Source organism: Methanobrevibacter sp., from assembly GCF_030539665.1.
Taxonomy (GTDB): domain Archaea; phylum Methanobacteriota; class Methanobacteria; order Methanobacteriales; family Methanobacteriaceae; genus Methanocatella.
Window position 1 is genome coordinate 17,479 of sequence record NZ_JAUNXR010000001.1, and the last position, 16,226, is coordinate 33,704.

18 protein-coding genes are annotated in these 16,226 nt (G+C 34.0%); 12 read left to right on the plus strand and 6 right to left on the minus strand.

The annotated features are described in order from the left end of the window. The first annotated feature begins 128 nt into the window (after nucleotides 1-128). Together aspS and Q4P18_RS00045 are read left to right on the plus strand one after the other, a co-directional pair. Nucleotides 129-1,448 carry an aspartate--tRNA(Asn) ligase gene (gene aspS / locus Q4P18_RS00040; RefSeq protein WP_303334234.1) on the plus strand — a complete coding sequence of 440 codons (1,320 nt, stop codon included), beginning with the start codon at nucleotides 129-131 and terminating at the stop codon, nucleotides 1,446-1,448. Nucleotides 1,449-1,457: 9 nt separating this feature from the next. Continuing rightward, entirely contained in the window at nucleotides 1,458-2,672 is a 1,215-nt protein-coding gene (locus Q4P18_RS00045) for an aminoacetone oxidase family FAD-binding enzyme (RefSeq protein WP_303334236.1), read from the plus strand. Here Q4P18_RS00045 and Q4P18_RS00050 read toward each other — a convergent pair. After that, entirely contained in the window at nucleotides 2,669-3,043 is a 375-nt protein-coding gene (locus Q4P18_RS00050; protein WP_303334238.1) for a helix-turn-helix domain-containing protein, read from the minus strand. The two genes, Q4P18_RS00045 and Q4P18_RS00050, sit on opposite strands and share 4 nt — an antisense overlap. Before the next feature lie 108 nt (nucleotides 3,044-3,151). On the opposite strand from Q4P18_RS00050, the gene Q4P18_RS00055 reads away from it, so the two are divergent. The 5 genes from Q4P18_RS00055 to argS all read left to right on the plus strand — a co-directional run bounded on the left by Q4P18_RS00055 (nucleotide 3,152) and on the right by argS (nucleotide 7,777). Further along, nucleotides 3,152-3,553, plus strand: a complete 402-nt coding sequence (locus Q4P18_RS00055; protein ID WP_303334240.1) for a pyridoxamine 5'-phosphate oxidase family protein — start codon at nucleotides 3,152-3,154, stop codon at nucleotides 3,551-3,553. Nucleotides 3,554-3,662: 109 nt separating this feature from the next. After that, a complete protein-coding gene (locus tag Q4P18_RS00060) occupies nucleotides 3,663-4,310 on the plus strand; it encodes a cobalt-precorrin-8 methylmutase (RefSeq protein ID WP_303334242.1) in 648 nt (215 codons plus the stop codon). Between the two features lies 1 nt (nucleotide 4,311). Beyond that, on the plus strand, nucleotides 4,312-5,577 hold the full coding sequence (hemL, locus tag Q4P18_RS00065) for a glutamate-1-semialdehyde 2,1-aminomutase (protein WP_303334244.1): 1,266 nt from the start codon (nucleotides 4,312-4,314) through the stop codon (nucleotides 5,575-5,577). Nucleotides 5,578-5,626: 49 nt separating this feature from the next. Continuing rightward, complete coding sequence (locus Q4P18_RS00070) at nucleotides 5,627-6,055, plus strand: signal peptidase I (protein ID WP_303334246.1); 429 nt, start codon at nucleotides 5,627-5,629, stop codon at nucleotides 6,053-6,055. A 21-nt stretch (nucleotides 6,056-6,076) separates the two neighbouring features. Then, nucleotides 6,077-7,777, plus strand: coding sequence for an arginine--tRNA ligase (gene argS, locus Q4P18_RS00075; protein ID WP_303334248.1), 1,701 nt, complete (start codon nucleotides 6,077-6,079; stop codon nucleotides 7,775-7,777). A gap of 26 nt (nucleotides 7,778-7,803) precedes the next feature. Here argS and Q4P18_RS00080 read toward each other — a convergent pair whose 3' ends face one another. The 4 genes from Q4P18_RS00080 to Q4P18_RS00095 form a co-directional block, all read right to left on the minus strand. Further along, the gene (locus tag Q4P18_RS00080) at nucleotides 7,804-7,965 is read right to left on the minus strand and encodes a hypothetical protein (protein WP_303334250.1); all 162 of its coding nucleotides are present in this window, start codon (nucleotides 7,963-7,965) and stop codon (nucleotides 7,804-7,806) included. Nucleotides 7,966-8,233: 268 nt separating this feature from the next. Next, nucleotides 8,234-9,139: an ornithine carbamoyltransferase gene (gene argF / locus Q4P18_RS00085; RefSeq protein WP_303334254.1), complete on the minus strand. Its 906-nt coding sequence runs from the start codon at nucleotides 9,137-9,139 to the stop codon at nucleotides 8,234-8,236. 224 nt (nucleotides 9,140-9,363) lie between these two features. Next, on the minus strand, nucleotides 9,364-10,677 hold the full coding sequence (gene purD, locus Q4P18_RS00090) for a phosphoribosylamine--glycine ligase (RefSeq protein WP_303334256.1): 1,314 nt from the start codon (nucleotides 10,675-10,677) through the stop codon (nucleotides 9,364-9,366). A gap of 51 nt (nucleotides 10,678-10,728) precedes the next feature. Continuing rightward, nucleotides 10,729-10,872, minus strand: coding sequence for a hypothetical protein (locus Q4P18_RS00095; RefSeq protein ID WP_303334258.1), 144 nt, complete (start codon nucleotides 10,870-10,872; stop codon nucleotides 10,729-10,731). A 152-nt stretch (nucleotides 10,873-11,024) separates the two neighbouring features. Here Q4P18_RS00095 and Q4P18_RS00100 point away from each other — a divergent pair, with 152 nt between their 5' ends. From Q4P18_RS00100 to Q4P18_RS00120, 5 genes are all read left to right on the plus strand, one after another. Next, nucleotides 11,025-12,716: an acetolactate synthase large subunit gene (locus Q4P18_RS00100; RefSeq protein ID WP_303334262.1), complete on the plus strand. Its 1,692-nt coding sequence runs from the start codon at nucleotides 11,025-11,027 to the stop codon at nucleotides 12,714-12,716. Nucleotides 12,717-12,725: 9 nt separating this feature from the next. Next, entirely contained in the window at nucleotides 12,726-13,211 is a 486-nt protein-coding gene (ilvN, locus tag Q4P18_RS00105; RefSeq protein ID WP_303334264.1) for an acetolactate synthase small subunit, read from the plus strand. 21 nt (nucleotides 13,212-13,232) lie between these two features. Next, entirely contained in the window at nucleotides 13,233-13,757 is a 525-nt protein-coding gene (locus tag Q4P18_RS00110) for a carbonic anhydrase (protein ID WP_303334266.1), read from the plus strand. Nucleotides 13,758-13,904: 147 nt separating this feature from the next. Beyond that, a complete protein-coding gene (ilvC, locus tag Q4P18_RS00115) occupies nucleotides 13,905-14,897 on the plus strand; it encodes a ketol-acid reductoisomerase (protein ID WP_303334268.1) in 993 nt (330 codons plus the stop codon). Between the two features lie 96 nt (nucleotides 14,898-14,993). Further along, nucleotides 14,994-15,995, plus strand: a complete 1,002-nt coding sequence (locus Q4P18_RS00120; RefSeq protein WP_303334270.1) for a methanogenesis marker 12 protein — start codon at nucleotides 14,994-14,996, stop codon at nucleotides 15,993-15,995. Between the two features lie 2 nt (nucleotides 15,996-15,997). Here Q4P18_RS00120 and Q4P18_RS00125 read toward each other — a convergent pair whose 3' ends face one another. Next, nucleotides 15,998-16,201: an LSm family protein gene (locus Q4P18_RS00125; protein ID WP_303334272.1), complete on the minus strand. Its 204-nt coding sequence runs from the start codon at nucleotides 16,199-16,201 to the stop codon at nucleotides 15,998-16,000. Nucleotides 16,202-16,226: the final 25 nt, after the last annotated feature.

Genomic DNA, 16,226 nt, shown 5'->3' on the forward strand with positions numbered 1-16,226 from the left:
GTATTTCAACATATTTTCTTTTTTTAGCAGTTGATTTTCATTGTTATAATGTTTTAAATTAGATTTGCACAACTTTTAAAAACATTAAAACTTAATATTATATTATTATAAATAAGAGGTGAATTAATTTGCAAGGTTTATTAAATGACTGGAGAAGAACAAACTATACTAAAAATGTCACTCCTGAATTAACCGGCCAAGATGTAATTATAATGGGCTGGGTACATGAAATTCGTGATTTAGGTGGAATTATCTTTGTACTTGTAAGAGATAAGGACGGATTAATACAAGTAACAGCACCTAGTAAAAAAGTAGAGCCTGAAATATTGGAAGAAATCCGCAAATTCAGAAAAGAATCTGTAGTAGCTATTGAAGGTACAGTTCAAGAATCTGATAAAGCACCAAACGGTGTTGAAATTATCCCAAGAAACATTGAAATTCTTAATTTAGCTAATCAGCCTTTACCAATGGACCCTACAGAAAAAGTAAAAGCTGAAATCGACACAAGGCTTAACTCAAGATTCTTAGATTTAAGAAAAGCTAATGTCAGCGCAATATTTAAAATCAAAAGTCAAATGTTCCATACCGTAAGGGACTTTTTCTATGACAACGGTTTTGTTGAGATTAACACTCCAAAACTCGTAGCATCAGCTACTGAAGGTGGAACAGAATTATTCCCAATCACTTACTTTGAAAAAGAAGCATTCCTAGGCCAATCACCGCAATTATACAAACAGATGATGATGTCCAGTGGAATGGATAGGGTATTTGAAATAGGTCAAATCTTCAGAGCAGAAGAGCATGATACCTTAAGACATTTGAACGAAGCTGTTTCAATCGATGCAGAAGCTTCATTCATGGACGATGTTGACATGATGAAAATTTTAAATAATATGATTGAGCAAGTAATCATTGACATTAATGAGAAATGTTCTGATGAATTAGATGTTCTTGGCCATGAACTTCCAATTCCTGACGGACCATTCCCAAGAGTAACCTATGATGAAGCAGTTGACATCATTAACTCAAAAGGTGTAGATATGGAATGGGGAGAAGACTTGTCCCGTGAATCAGAAAAAGTTTTAGGTGACGTAATGGGAGGATTCTACTTCTTAACCGAATGGCCAAGCGCTATTAAACCATTTTATGTAATGCCATTAGAATCAGACCCTACTAAATCACATGCATTCGACTTGATGTACAACAATTTAGAATTGTCTTCAGGTGCAACCCGTGTACACCAATACGATTTACTTGTAAAACAAATAGAAGAACGTGACTTAAACCCAGATGCATTTGGAAGCTATCTAAAAGCATTTGAATATGGAATGCCACCTCATGCTGGTTGGGGAGTAGGTGCAGATAGATTAACTATGGTACTTACAGGTTCTAACAATATTCGTGAAACAGTTCTCTTCCCAAGAGACAGACACAGATTAACTCCTTAAGTGATTAAAATGAAAGAATATGAAATAGCTATTGTTGGTGGAGGCCCAGCAGGAATGATGGCTGCAATTGCAGCTGAAGGTAAAGATGTTGTGATTTTAGAAAAAAATCAGGAATTAGGTCGCAAACTCCTTTTAACTGGTGGGGGAAGATGCAATATTACAAATAACAAGCCAATAAAAAAGCTATTGGATTCTTTCGATGATAAAAACTTTCTAAAACATTCATTTTACACATTGACCAATGAAAAATTATTGGATCTGTTTAGAAAAAAAGGACTGGACTTCGTTGAAGAGGATGATAACAGGGTATTTCCTGAAAGTGAAAAGGCAAGAGATGTCTTAAAAATCTTAAAGGAATATTTGGAAGATGTTGATATTATTTATGATTTTGATGTCTACGACATTTCAAAGGAAGGGGATTATTTTGTTATCAATGACTATATTAAAGCATCAAAAGTAATTGTAGCTACTGGCGGTATAACCTATCAGGAAACAGGTTCCAGCGGAGCAGGGTTTAAAATCCTTGATACAGAAAGAACCAATTTAAAGTATGGTCTCGTACCGTTAATAGCCAATTATAATTTTGAGGAATTTGCAGGAATCAATCTTTATGGTGTTTCCGTAAGTTATAAGGATAAAAGTTACTTGGGTGATGTTTTAATTACTCATAAGGGTCTTACAGGTCCTGCTATTTTAAACATAAGTAATGAAATATCCAAGGATTTGGACTATGATTTGCTTGAGAATTTCAATGTAAAACTGGATGATGTAAAAATAGCTATTGACCTAATGCCTAATGTAAATAAAGAGGAGTTATTGTCTAAAATAACTAAAGATTTCCAAGCTAAAGGAAAATCACTTCTTAAAAACTACTTAAAATATCATTTGACAAATAGTTTCATTCCATTCTTCATGGATCAAGCAGGTGTTGACGGTGAAGTTAAACTTGGAAATGTTTTAAAAGAAGATAAACAAAAACTTGTAAATGCTCTTAAAGGCTTGGAATTGGAAATTATTGGTTTTAACTCTGCTTTAAGTAAAATTACTGTTGGAGGTATTAAAACTTCAGCTATTGATTCCAAATCCATGGAATCTATTGAATGTGAAGGTTTATATTATGCTGGCGAAATTTTAGAGCCAGTTGGAATATCCGGTGGTTATAATTTAAAAATAGCTTTCTCAACTGGATATTTAGCAGGATTATCAGCTTCTAAAGCTCTTTAATCCTTTATTTCTAATTTTTCTTTAAATGTTTCTATCAGATAATCGTTTGTTTCGTTATTATAGTTGTTATTTTGGTCTTCTAATGTAAACATGGCCAATTCATATATTACTTTATTCAAAGCCTTTCCTCTTTCTGTAAGACTATATTCTGTAATGTTTGGAGTGGTTGATATTACCTTTTTGGAGATAAGATTGTTACTTTCAAGTTCTTTAAGACAATTTGAAAGTACCTTGTTTGTTATGTTCTTGTCCTCTTTGAATTCTTTAAAATGTTTTTTTCCAAAGAACAAATCTCTGATTATTTGTATGCTCCATTTTTTACTAAACAAGCTTAGGCTTTTGTCAACAGGGCATTCTATTTTATCGGCCATATTGAAATATTGACAATTATCTTTATTTAAATATTTTGGTTTCTAAATGGTTACTAGTATCCAAAAAGTTACAAAAAAGCTTTATAAAGCTTTAAACTAGCTAATAATATGAATGAAGCAATTAAATTTTTAGAAGAAAACTCATTGGTGTATTTGGCGACTGTTGGACTTGATGGTAATGCAAAAGTTAGGCCAATATTGTACTATTTCGAAGAAAACGGAAAACCTTACTTCTGTACAGCTAATACAAAACCGATGTACAAGGAAATTCAGGAAAACCCGAACTGTGAAATATGTGTTGCAACTCCTACCTTTGAATGGCTAAGGATTTCAGGAGAAGTGGAAGAAGTCGATGATTTGGAATTGAAACAAAAGGTCCTAGACATTAATGAACTGGTTAAAACCTTGTATCAGACTGCAGACAATCCTACCTTTGTCCTGTTTACAGTTTCTGGAGATGCAACCATTGCTGATTTCTCAGGAAATCCTCCAAAAACATATGAAATTTAATTTTTAAACTTAATCTACCCTTCTCTTTTTTTATATTTCACAATCTTTTTTAGTTTACAAAAGGCCTTTTTTATAAAATATTTAACTTATATTAAACAGAATTATAACTATGAAAGATGATAACCATGATATGTTTATGGGTGCATCAACCAAGCAGGGTCTTGACATAGCTACTAAAAGTCGTGAAATTATTCGTAATCTTATTGGCGATGAGATTAAAGATTTAAAACCAGCAGAAAAGGATATAGTGGAAAGAATAGTTCATTCAACTGCTGATCCGGAATATGCAAAACTTGTTTATATGAGTCCTGATTTTGTTGAAGCAGCTATTAAATCAATGAAGAACAATGAAACTATTTTGACTGATATTAATATGGTAAAATCTGGTATAACACGTTATGATGGTGATGTTGAGTGTTATATTAAAAATGAAGAAGTTAAAAGAATAGCTAAGCAAAATCAGATCACAAGAGCGGCCGCTGCTATTAGGTATGCAGCTGAAAATGGTTTTGAAGGCATTGTTGTATCTGGCAATGCTCCAACAGCAGTTTGGGAAGCTATGGATTTATATGAAAAGGATAAAATTAATCTCAAAGCTATTGTAGGTGTTCCTGTGGGTTTTGTAGGAGCTGCAGATAGTAAGGAAGCTTTAAAAAACTCAAATATTCCTAATATTATTACTGAAGGCCCTAAAGGAGGAACTCCTATTGCCGTAGCCTGTGTTAATTCACTAATTCAAACTTTAAAAGAGGTATAAAATGAATTCAGAAAAATTATTTGAAGAAGCTAAAAAATATATTCCTGGCGGTGTTAACTCACCTTTAAGAGCATTCAAACCTCACCCATTTTTTGTAGAGCGTGGAGAAGGTCCTTATTTGTTTGATACGGATGGAAACAAATATGTTGACTACTGTCTTGCCTATGGTCCTTTAATTTTAGGGCATGCCAATCCAAAAATTGTAGAAGCTTTAGACAGTCAAGCTATTTTGGGAACATCATATGGTGCACCTACTGAAGGGGAAATTACACTTGCAAAAGAAGTGGTTGACAGAATTCCATGTGCCGATAAGGTTCGTTTTGTAAATAGTGGTAGTGAAGCTACTATGAGTGCAATCAGGGCAGCTAGAGGTTTCACTGGTCGTGACAAGATTGTAAAATTTGAAGGGGCTTATCATGGTGCTCATGACTACTGTCTTGTAAAGCAGGGTGAAGGTTTCCAATCCATTCCTGATTGTGCAGGCATTCCTTTAGACACTACCAAAAATACTTTGGTTATTCCTTATAATGATGAGGAGGCTCTTGCAGCTTTGATTGATGCTGAAGGAGAGAATATTGCATGTATCATTCTTGAAGTAATCATGGGAAACATTGGTTTCATTCCTCCTAAACCGGGTTATCTTGAATTCTTACGTAAAATAACTGAGGAAAATGGAATCGTTTTAATTTTTGATGAAGTAATTACTGGTTTCAGATTATCTAGGGGAGGAGCTCAAGAATATTATGGCATTACTCCAGACATGACTACATTGGGTAAAATTGTCGGTGGTGGAATGCCAATGGGTGCTTTCTGTGGTAAGGAAGAGATAATGGATGTAGTGGCTCCTGTAGGTCCTGTTTATCAGGCAGGAACATTCAGTGGAAATCCAATGTCTGTAGTTGCTGGAATTAGCATGTTGGATCAATTGGATAGTCAGGCTTATGCTAACCTGGAAGAAAAGGGAAGTTATTTGAGAGGGGCTATGGCTGATATAGTTGAGGATTTGGATTTGGATATCAATCCTGTTGGTGCTGGTTCCATGTATCAAATGTATTTCAATCCCAACGAAATTTTAAATTCAGCTGATGCAAAGGCTTCAGATGCTGAACGCTTTTTAGTTTACTTTAAAGAAATGTTAAAAGAAGGAGTTTTCATACCTCCAAGTCAATTTGAGTGTAATTTCTTATCTACAACTCATACAATCGAAGATTTGGATTTTACAGCCTCTGCAATTGAAAAAGCATTAAAAATAGCTTTTGAAAAATAATTTTATATATTATTTCAAATAAAATTTATTGTATAATAAAGGTGTTCTTATGGTCGAAATAAAGGAGATTGTTACTTATATTGTGATAATTGCAATAGCTCTTCTAATAGCACAGCACTTGAATGTTGTTGTTTCAGGAAGTATGGAACCTGTATTTTATAGGGGAGATATAGTGGCAGTTGAAAAATCTAATTTACTAGGATTGGGCATCCATGAGTTTAATCCGGAGGATGTAAAGGTTGGAGACATCGTAGTTTATGATGCAAAATGGGTTAATGAATCTGTTATTCATAGGGTTATAAATATCACTGAAATTAATGGAAGTACGTATTATGTGATAAAAGGTGATCATAATAATGCCCCGGATCCATATTATGTAAAAGCTAGTCAAATCACTGACAGAGTAATAACTATTGGTGATAATCCACTTTCAATCCCGTATATAGGAAATATTAACCTTTGGCTAAAAGGATTATAAATTATTAAAAATGGTGAACAAATGTATTTTGAAATAGAAAAACAAGCTATTGATTCTATTAAAGAAGCAGTTCAGGATATGGACTGTGAAATTGATGAGGATTTTCGTTTAGATTTCCCACCTAACCCAAAATTAGGTGATTTAGCTAGTACTATTGCATTTACTTTAGCTAAAAAACTTAGAAAATCTCCACATTTAATATCTGAGGAGTTAGCTTCTAAAATAGAAGTTCCAGAAATTTTTGAAAAGGTTGAAGCTGTTGGCCCTTATGTGAACTTCTTCATTAACTATAATGAATTTTCAAAAGTTCTTCTTGAAAGAATAGATGAAATGTATGGCCATCTTCCAAAAGTCGATGAAAAAATCATATTGGAACATACTTCTGCAAATCCTAATGGACCATTGCACATAGGACATGTACGTAATTCTATTTTTGGAGATTCTCTTTCAAGACTTTTAAAATTATCAGGGCGTGATGTTGTAACTCAATATTATGTTAATGATATGGGTAGGCAAATCGCTATTATAGTTTTAGGTATAACCGAGTTAGGTCTTAAAATTGAAGATCAAGAGGGAGATAAAATCGACCACAAAATCGGAAGGTTATACTTTAAAGCCAATGAAAAACTCAAAGAGGATGAAAGTTTAAACTCACATGTAGATGCATTAATTAAAAAATATGAAAGTGGGGATGACCCTGAATTAAATAAAATATTCGAAGATGTAGTTGAAAAATGTTTATCTGGAATCAAGGAAACACTTCAAAGAATCAATATAAATCATGATAGCTTTGAGTGGGAAGGCCAGTTTATCCGTAATGGTGAAGTGGGCGAATTATTGGACTACATTGAAGATGAAGGATTCGTGTCAAAAGGAGAAGTTGACTTCATTGATTTAACATTTTGGCAAATTGAAAAAGAGTTTGTTCTTAGAAGATCCGACGGTTCATCATTATATTCCACAAGAGATTTGGCATATCATAGATTTAAGAACAGTCTTGGTGATGTTGTATTGGATGTATTGGGTTCCGACCACAAGCTTGCAGCTAAGCAAATCAAAGTTATTTTTGAAGAGATTCTTCGCGAAAATGCTCCTGAAGTAATATTCTATGAATTCATAACATTGCCTGAAGGTTCAATGTCCACAAGAAGAGGAGTATTCATATCTGTAGATGAGCTTGTTGATGAAGCAGTAAAAAGAGCAGCTGTTGAAATCGAAAAGAGAAATCCGGATTTATCTCCAGAAGAGGTTCTTCCAATCGCTGAACAAATCGGAATTGGTGCAATTAGGTTCTTCATAGCTAAACTTTCACCAGAAAAACACATCACATTCAAATGGGATGAGGCGTTAAGTTTCGAAAGAGGATGTGCATCAATACAGTACGCTCATGCAAGAGCCTGCAAACTTCTCAAAAAATCAGATAAGGATATATCTAGCTTAGCTATTCCTCAAGACTGGATTCCAAATGAAAACGAAAAGGACTTGGTACGTACACTAGCCAAATTCCCACAGGTAGTTGAAGAATCAGCAAACAAACAAAGAATCCACAATATAACTCAATATTGTCAAGATTTGGCTAATAGCTTCAACAAATTCTATAAAGCTGAACAAGTTATAGGATCTGAAAATGAAGATATTAGACTTATTCTTGTAGATAAAGCTAGTATTACTTTAAGAAACGCTTTAGATATATTAGGTGTCTCAGCACCTGAAAAAATGTAAAAAGATTAAATTCTTTTTACTATTATTTATTTTTGTCTCTTTCTAAATTGAACAATGGTTTCCCCTTGTTCATTGGTCCCCCAAAGGATTGTAACTTCATCATCATTTTCAATTTCATGTTTTTTTCTTACTTCTAATGGAACTGTTGTTCTATTGTTTTTATAAAGTTTTGAATTAGCTAATAACATATAAATCACCTATTACCACTTATTAATAGACCCTTTTCATTTATAAACCTTAGCATTTATCCCTATATTTCGATGTTTATAAAACATATTTTATGGTGGAGCTATTGTATTTTTGTCCTACAAGGTATTTAAATTAAGCAATGGTTAAAACAAGTACTAACAGTTTGATGATTATAAAATAAAACATTTTAAATAGGTTGTTTAAAATCAATAAAAAATAGTAAATTGGTGGAGTTTTTGAAAAATAAAATGAAAGATTTCGGATGGCCTATTTTAAATAATAATATAAAACAGCCTTTTGCGCATGCAACCTGTTTTCCGCTTCATCAAATACGACAGACTGTGGTCCGTCAATGACTTCAGCTGTTACTTCCTGGCCTCTAATGGCCGGAAGGCAATGCATGAATATTGCTGTTGGTTTTGCCATGCTCATTAATTTTTCATTAACTTGATAAGGTAAGAAATCTTCCTCTCTTTGAGCTTGTTCCTTTTCATCACCCATACTAACCCAAACATCAGTATAAATGACATCGGAATCTTTCACTGCTTTTTCTAAATCATCAGTGACAATTATTTCACAATTATTTTCTGAAGCGATTTTTTTAGCTTTATTGAGGATTTTTTCATCTGGGGAGTATTTGTCCGGACAAGCTACTGCCATATCCATTCCAAGCATTGCTGTAATTAAAAGAAGAGAGTTGCAGACATTGTTTCCATCTCCAACGAAGGTTAATTTCTTACCTTCCCATCCTCCGAGATGTTCCTTTACAGTAAGCATATCAGCTAATGCCTGACAAGGATGCTCTACATTTGTAAGTCCGCTAATAACAGGAACTTCTGAGTATTTTGAAAGTTCTTCAACATCCTTATGTTCAATAGCTCTTATCATTATTCCATCTACAAACCTGCTTAAAACTTTTGCAGTGTCTGATATTGGTTCTCCTCTGCCCATTTGAAGGTCTTGTGAGGATAAAAATATTCCACGTCCACCTAACTGATACATTCCAACATCAAAGGACACTCTGGTTCTTGTAGATGATTTCTGAAATATCATGGCTAATGTTTTGCCTTCTAAAGGTTTTCCCTCAATTTCCCCATGTTTAAGTTTCTCAGCCAATTCAAGAATGTGTTTTACCTCTCCTTGAATATCACAAACAGATAATAAATCTTTCATTTTTATAACTCCTAATAAAATAAAATATTTCTTCTTATTTATTATTAAAGGTTTCTAATTAATTTATAGCTATTCAAATTAAATTTCCTACAAATTCTGTTTTTTGAAGATGTAAAATTAGTTGGTTCTAAAAATTTTCTTATATAAGATAGGTTAAAATAAGTGGCATTCTGAAATAGGACAGTTTTAATTAAAAAAAGTAGTAAAAGTATCCATTTAGGATACTATTCATTTAAAATTTCATTCATGTGATCTACACGTTTTTGGACAAGTTCTGGAGTTCCCACATCACTTCTGTGATATACTGGTCCTTTTACATATTTTACAGCTTCTTCAGCTATTTTTTCAGCTTCTTCAATAGTTTCTCCAGTAGCCACTATTCCAAGAGCTCTTGAACCTGATAGGTGTATTCCATCCTCTTCTTCGCTCACCGCTGCATAGAATACTTTTGCACCTAATTCTTCAATGGCTTCTTCATCCACTTCTATGATTTCTCCAGCATATTCGGTTTCTGGATATCCATCAGGCACAATATATTTGCAAACAGAAGCTTTGTCTTCAAATTCTACTTCAGTTAACTCTCCGTTTACTATGTCTTCACATACTTTTGCTAATGGAGTTTTGATAAGAGTTAATACGTTCATAGCTTCAGGATCCCCAAATCTGGCATTGTATTCAATTAAACGAGGCCCGTCTGCTGTAAGCATAAATTGACCATATAAGATTCCTTTGTATGGTTCTGCTTCTTCCGCTATTGCTTTTAAAGTAGCTTTCATGATTTCCACAGCTTTATCATAATCTTCTTGAGTTAAAAATGGTAAAAGGCCACCTTTATCAGAATATGAGCCCATTCCACCAGTGATAGCACCCTTATCCCCTTCAAATGCATGAGGATGGTCTTGAGCTGCCGGCATAGCTACTAAATTTTCACCATCACAAAACGCTTGAACTGTAAATTCTTCACCTAAAAGTCTTTCTTCAATAATTACTTGAGCAAAACCACCCATAGTATTATCAATGACCTCTTTTGAATATTCTTTAGCTTCTTCGTTGTCCTTAAGGTGGTCTCCAACAATCTTTACACCTTTACCTCCAGTCAATCCTACAGGTTTTACAACAACATCTTTGTCGAATTCATCTAAAAAGTTATTTACATCTTCAGTATTGTCAAATACCTTGTATACAAGTGATCCTTCGATTTCCTTGTCTTCAAATAGATTTCTCATAAATGACTTGTCGGTTTCTATTCTAGCAGCACTTTGAGTAGGGCCGACACATTTTATTCCTTCTTTTTCAAGAGCATCTACAATTCCCTTTCCAAGAGGAGCTTCAGGTCCGATAAATGCAATGTCAATTTCATTTTCTTTTGCATATTCGGCAACTTTATCAACTTCTCCTTCGTCTCCTATTTTATAAGTGGCTATTTTTGATATTCCAGGGTTTACCTTACTCATATAAGCGTATAACTCAACATCGTCAGCTAATCTGCTAGCTATTGCATGTTCACGAGCACCAGTTCCAACAACTAAGACTTTCATATTAAGTTCTCCATTTTTATATATGATTATAAATTTGGCTTTTGTGGTTTATTATTTTTTCCCACATTCAAAACAGTATTCTGTATCTTCATTTGTTTTAAAACGCTTTCCACATCTTTTACAAATTACAGTTTTAAGCGATGACTTTGAAGTTTCAAATGTATTTAATTGACAAGGGTTTGTTCCATTGCTCATTCTACCTTTTATTAAACTTTCAAAAGATTTGTCTTCCATAGTTTATTATTTATATTTATATTGTTGATAATGATTTTGAGTATTTTAACTAATAATATATACTACTTTAATCAAATAGTTAAATCATATAAACGAATTTTAAGGTTATTATAATGAGAGGCGGAGAAGCAATTATTGAGTCCCTTAAGAAAATGGGGGTTGAAGTTATCTTTGGTTATCCTGGAGGTCAACTCATACCATTTTATGATATGTTATATGATGCGGATATGCACCATATGCTAGTTAGACATGAACAATGTGCAGCTCATGCAGCCGATGGATATGCAAGAGCATCAGGTAAAGTTGGTGTGTGTTTGGCAACTTCAGGTCCCGGTGCAACTAATCTTGTAACTGGAATTGCCACTGCTTATATGGATTCTTCTCCTATTTTAGCAATTACTGGTCAGGTACCTTCAAGTCTAATAGGAAATGATGCATTTCAGGAAGCAGATATTGTTGGTATTACAATGCCAATTACAAAACACAGTTATCAAGTAAAAGATCCTGATTTAATCCCATCCACAATAAAGACAAGCTTTGAGATAGCTAGAAGTGGAAGGCCAGGTCCTGTTTTAATAGATGTTCCAAAAGAAGTTCAGGAAGGGGAGTTATCCAAATTTGAAGATTCATTAATAAACACTCCTGGTTATAATCCTACAATCAAGGGAAACATCAAGCAAATTAGAAAGGCACGTGATTTGATTAGGGAATCTGACAAACCACTCATTTTAGCAGGTAGCGGTGTTTTAATTTCTGGTGCAAGTAAGGAATTGGTGGAACTTTCAAAATTAATAAAAGCACCTGTTATGACTTCTTTACTTGGAAAAGGTGTTATTGATGAAACTGATGATTTTGCATTAGGAATGCTTGGAATGCATGGTCGTAAGGTAGCAAATGATTCTATAAATGAAAGTGACTTGTTAATAGCAGTAGGAACAAGATTCTCAGACAGAACTACTGGAAAACTATCAGATTTCGCCCCTAATACAAAAGTTATTCATATTGATATTGATCCTGCAGAGATTGGTAAGAATGTTGAAGTGGACCTCCCAATTGTTGGGGATGCTAAAAACATCTTGTCATCACTTTTAAGTCTTTTAAAAGATTATTCTGCATCAGATGCCTCAAAAAATTGGGCAAATACTTTAAAAATTCATAAAGCTGAAAAATATCCTAGAATTACTTATGATGATGTTCCATTAAAACCACAAACTGTCATGAAGGAAATTGGTGCAGCTATTAATGAAGATACTATCATCACTACTGATGTAGGACAAAATCAGATGTGGGCGGCCCACTTTTTAGATATTCACAAACCTCGCAAATTCATTTCTTCAGGTGGTCTTGGAACCATGGGATTCGGTTTACCATCAGCAATTGGAGCTAAAGTGGCCTGTCCTGAAGATCCAGTAATGGCCATTACAGGAGATGGCGGATTTTTAATGGTTTGCCAAGAACTAGCAACCATTAGGGAATATGATACTCCGGTCATCGTCACTCTTCTAGAAAACCAAACTCTTGGAATGGTTTATCAATGGCAAAACTTGCTTTACAACGAAAGATACTGTCAGACTACCTTAAACAAATCTCCGGATTTCGTAAAACTAGCAGAAAGTTTTGGAATTAACGCCGAAAGAATTACAAAACCTGGAGAAACAGAAGTAGCAGTTAAGAAAGCTATTAAAGATAATGAGCCAATTTTATTGGATATTGTAATTAATAAAGATGAATGTTTACCAATGGTTCCACCAGGTGCAGGAATTAATGAAATGCTTGGTGAGTACAAACTTGAAAAAGATGTATAGGTGAGTTAAATGACAAATGAACATGTTATAAGTACACTTGTAGAAGATAAACCTGGTGTATTGCTAAAAGTAGCTGGCCTATTTACAAGAAGAGGCTTCAACATTGACAGTATTACTGTAGGAATTTCAGAAGTTCCTGGACTTGCTCGTATGATCATTGTTGTAAAAGGAGATAAAAAAACCTTGGAGCAAGTAACTAAACAATTAAACAAGCTTGTAGATGTAATAAAAATAAAAGATATCTCATCTACAGCTGTTAAAAGAGAATTATGTCTTATAAAAGTTAATGTTCCTAATGAAAAGGCAAGAGCAGAAATCATGCAATATGTCAATATATTCAGGGCAAAGATTGTGGACGTCTGTGAGGAAACATTAATAATTGAGATTACAGGAGATAGGGAAAAATTAGATGCGTTTATAAAACTCTTAAAAGGTTATGGTATTAAAAGAATATCACGTACTGGTTTGACAGCTATCTCTCGTGGTACACAATAAATAAAATAAATGGTTGATAAAATGATGTTAGATGAAATTTTAGCAAAAAATGTGGAATTTGTAAAAGACTTTGAAGGTGAAGAACTTTCTCACCACCCACAAAAAAAATTAGCGGTCTTAGCATGTATGGATTGTAGATTATCTGGATTTTTAGAACCAGCTCTCGGACTTGAAAGAGGAGATGCAAAAATAATCAGAAATGCTGGAAACACCATTGTAGGTGAAGACGCTATCAGATCCATCGCAGCAGCTATTTTCTCTCTTGGAGCAGAAGAAGTGCTTGTAGTAGGCCACACCGAATGTGGTATGGCTGGAAGTGACCCAGAAGCATTAAGACAAAAAATGATTGATGGTGGAATCGACGAAGCTGAAATCGAAAAAGTTGATTTAAAAGCTTGGAGCGGAGTTTTCGATGATGAAAAAGAAAATGTTATCGAAACAGTTGAAACAATCAGAAACCACCCACTTATTCCAGATGTTCCTATTCATGGAGTATTGTTAGATATCGTATCTGGTGAACTTGAAGTTGTTGTAGATGATAGATAATTATTCTACATTCTTTTTTTTTAAATTTTTTATTTAATTATATGAGTTTTTTATTTCCATTAGTTTTATAAAGTTAGAAATTTAAATATAAAACTTGATATATTAATATCATTATTTTTATTAAATTATCAAAAAGGAGATTTTAATATGAAAATGTATTACGATGCAGATGTAGAAACTGATGCTCTTGAAGGTAAAACTATAGCTGTTATTGGATATGGTAGTCAAGGTAGGGCACAATCCAGAAACATGGCCGACAGTGGAGCTGACGTTATTATTGGTGTAAGAGAAGGTGGAAAATCTTGGGATTTAGCTAAAGAAGATGGCATGACTGTAATGTCCATTGAAGATGCAGCTAAAAAAGCAGATATCATTCACATTTTACTCCCTGATGAAATCCAAGAAAAAGTTTACAATGAACAAATTGCACCATATGTTGAAAGTGGAAATACAATTTCATTCTCCCATGGTTACAATATTCACTTTGACTTAATCAAACCAGGTGAAGATGTAAACATAGTAATGTTTGCTCCAAAAGGACCAGGTTCTATGGTAAGAAGAACCTACGAAGAAGGATTCGGTATTCCTGGTTTAGTAGCAGTAGAACAAGATGCTACTGGCGACGCTTTACAAATTGCATTAGGTATGGCAAAAGACACTGGTCTTACCAAAGCTGGTGTATTAGAAACCACTTTCAAAGAAGAAACAGAAACTGACCTTTTCGGTGAACAAGCTGTTCTTTGTGGTGGAATCACTGAATTAATCAACTCCGGTTTCCAAACTTTAGTTGAAGCTGGATACCAACCTGAAATCGCATACTTCGAAACCTGTCACGAAGTAAAACTTATTGTAGACTTAATCTACGAAAAAGGATTTGAAGGAATGTGGAAAGATGTAAGTAATACTGCTGAATATGGTGGATTAACCAGAAGAGAAACTGTAATTACCCAAGAAGCTAAAGACGGTATGAAAAAAGTATTACAAGACATCCAAGATGGTACATTCAAAAAACAATGGGCTGATGAAAACGCAACCGATGGTGCAAACCTAAAAGAAATGAGAGAAGCTGAAGGTCAAGAAACCATCGAAATCGTTGGAACCAGACTCAGAAAAGCTTGTGGATTACAAAAAGATGATTAAATAATTTTTTAATCATTTTAACTCTTTTTTTATTTTATTATTTTTAACTCATTTTAATAGCTACTTATAAAAACTATAATTTAAATATATATTTTCATGTTTATAGGAATGGATCATGGAACAACAGGCATATCCTTTTGTATAATGTCTAATGATGGCGAAGTTTTGGATGTTTTTAAAATTGGCAGGGAAGAAAGCAAACAGGGAAAAGTTTCTGCTGTTGAAGAGTTGAAGAAAAGAATAGATTTGGATGCGGTAGATTTAATGGCTATTACCTATGCAATGGGTGATGGAATTAATAAAATTCTTCCGATTGATAAAGTTGAAGATAGGGGAATCCTTTCAATCAATGGTGCCGGCAAGGTTACCGGTGGTGGAACATCTGTTTTTAGTGAATTGGAAGCTACTGGAATTCCAGCTATTATGATTCCGGGCCTTCATAAGAATTCCGATTCTCTTGATGAAATGTTTAGGGCAGCCTATTCTCATCAGGCAAGTCCTGAAAAGGTGAGCATATGTTACAATGCCTTTATGGAAACCGGATGGAATAACATGATTGTGGCTGACCTTAGTTCTAATAGTGTTGACATTTTAATTGAGGATGGTAAGATTAGGGGAGCTATGGATGCCTGTGTAGGTGCTATGGGTATTGTTCATGGGCCATTGGATTTGGAAATGATTCGTGACGTTGATGAAGGCAGAAGAACTGCAAACGAATGTTTCTCTCATGCTGGAGCAGTTAAGATAGCTGGAATCGGAGGGAAGGTTGCCAACATGCGTGAAGAACTATATAAGAAATATGCTGGCGGCGATAAGAATGCAATATTGGCTATCGATACAGCAATCATGACTATAGCTATGGAAATTGCAGGCCTAATTGCAGTAGCTAATGAAGAAATAGAGGGCATAGTACTTACAGGCTCATTGGGATCAACTACAGAGCCTTTCAATTTTGAAAAAGAGATTAACAGATATCTAAAGAATAAATATCCGATTGAAATAATTTCTAAAGAATCAGGAGCTATTGGTGCTGCACAGATTGCTTTAGATGTCTATAACGGTAAAAAAAGTATTTTGGGAATACCAGTTGAATTTTAGTCTTATTCATTTAAGACAATAAAATTCACTTCTCCACCTTTTAAGGTTTGTATGCCTCCATTTTCAGTTTCAATAACAGAATTTAAGTAATTATCAATTGCAATGAGAGTTCCTTCACATTCCATGTTATTCCTGAGTCCTACTATGACATTTTTTCCTTTAAACGCTAAAAATTGTTCGTTTACATTAAATTCATTGTTTTCCATTATTATTCAATCCTAATAATATTTT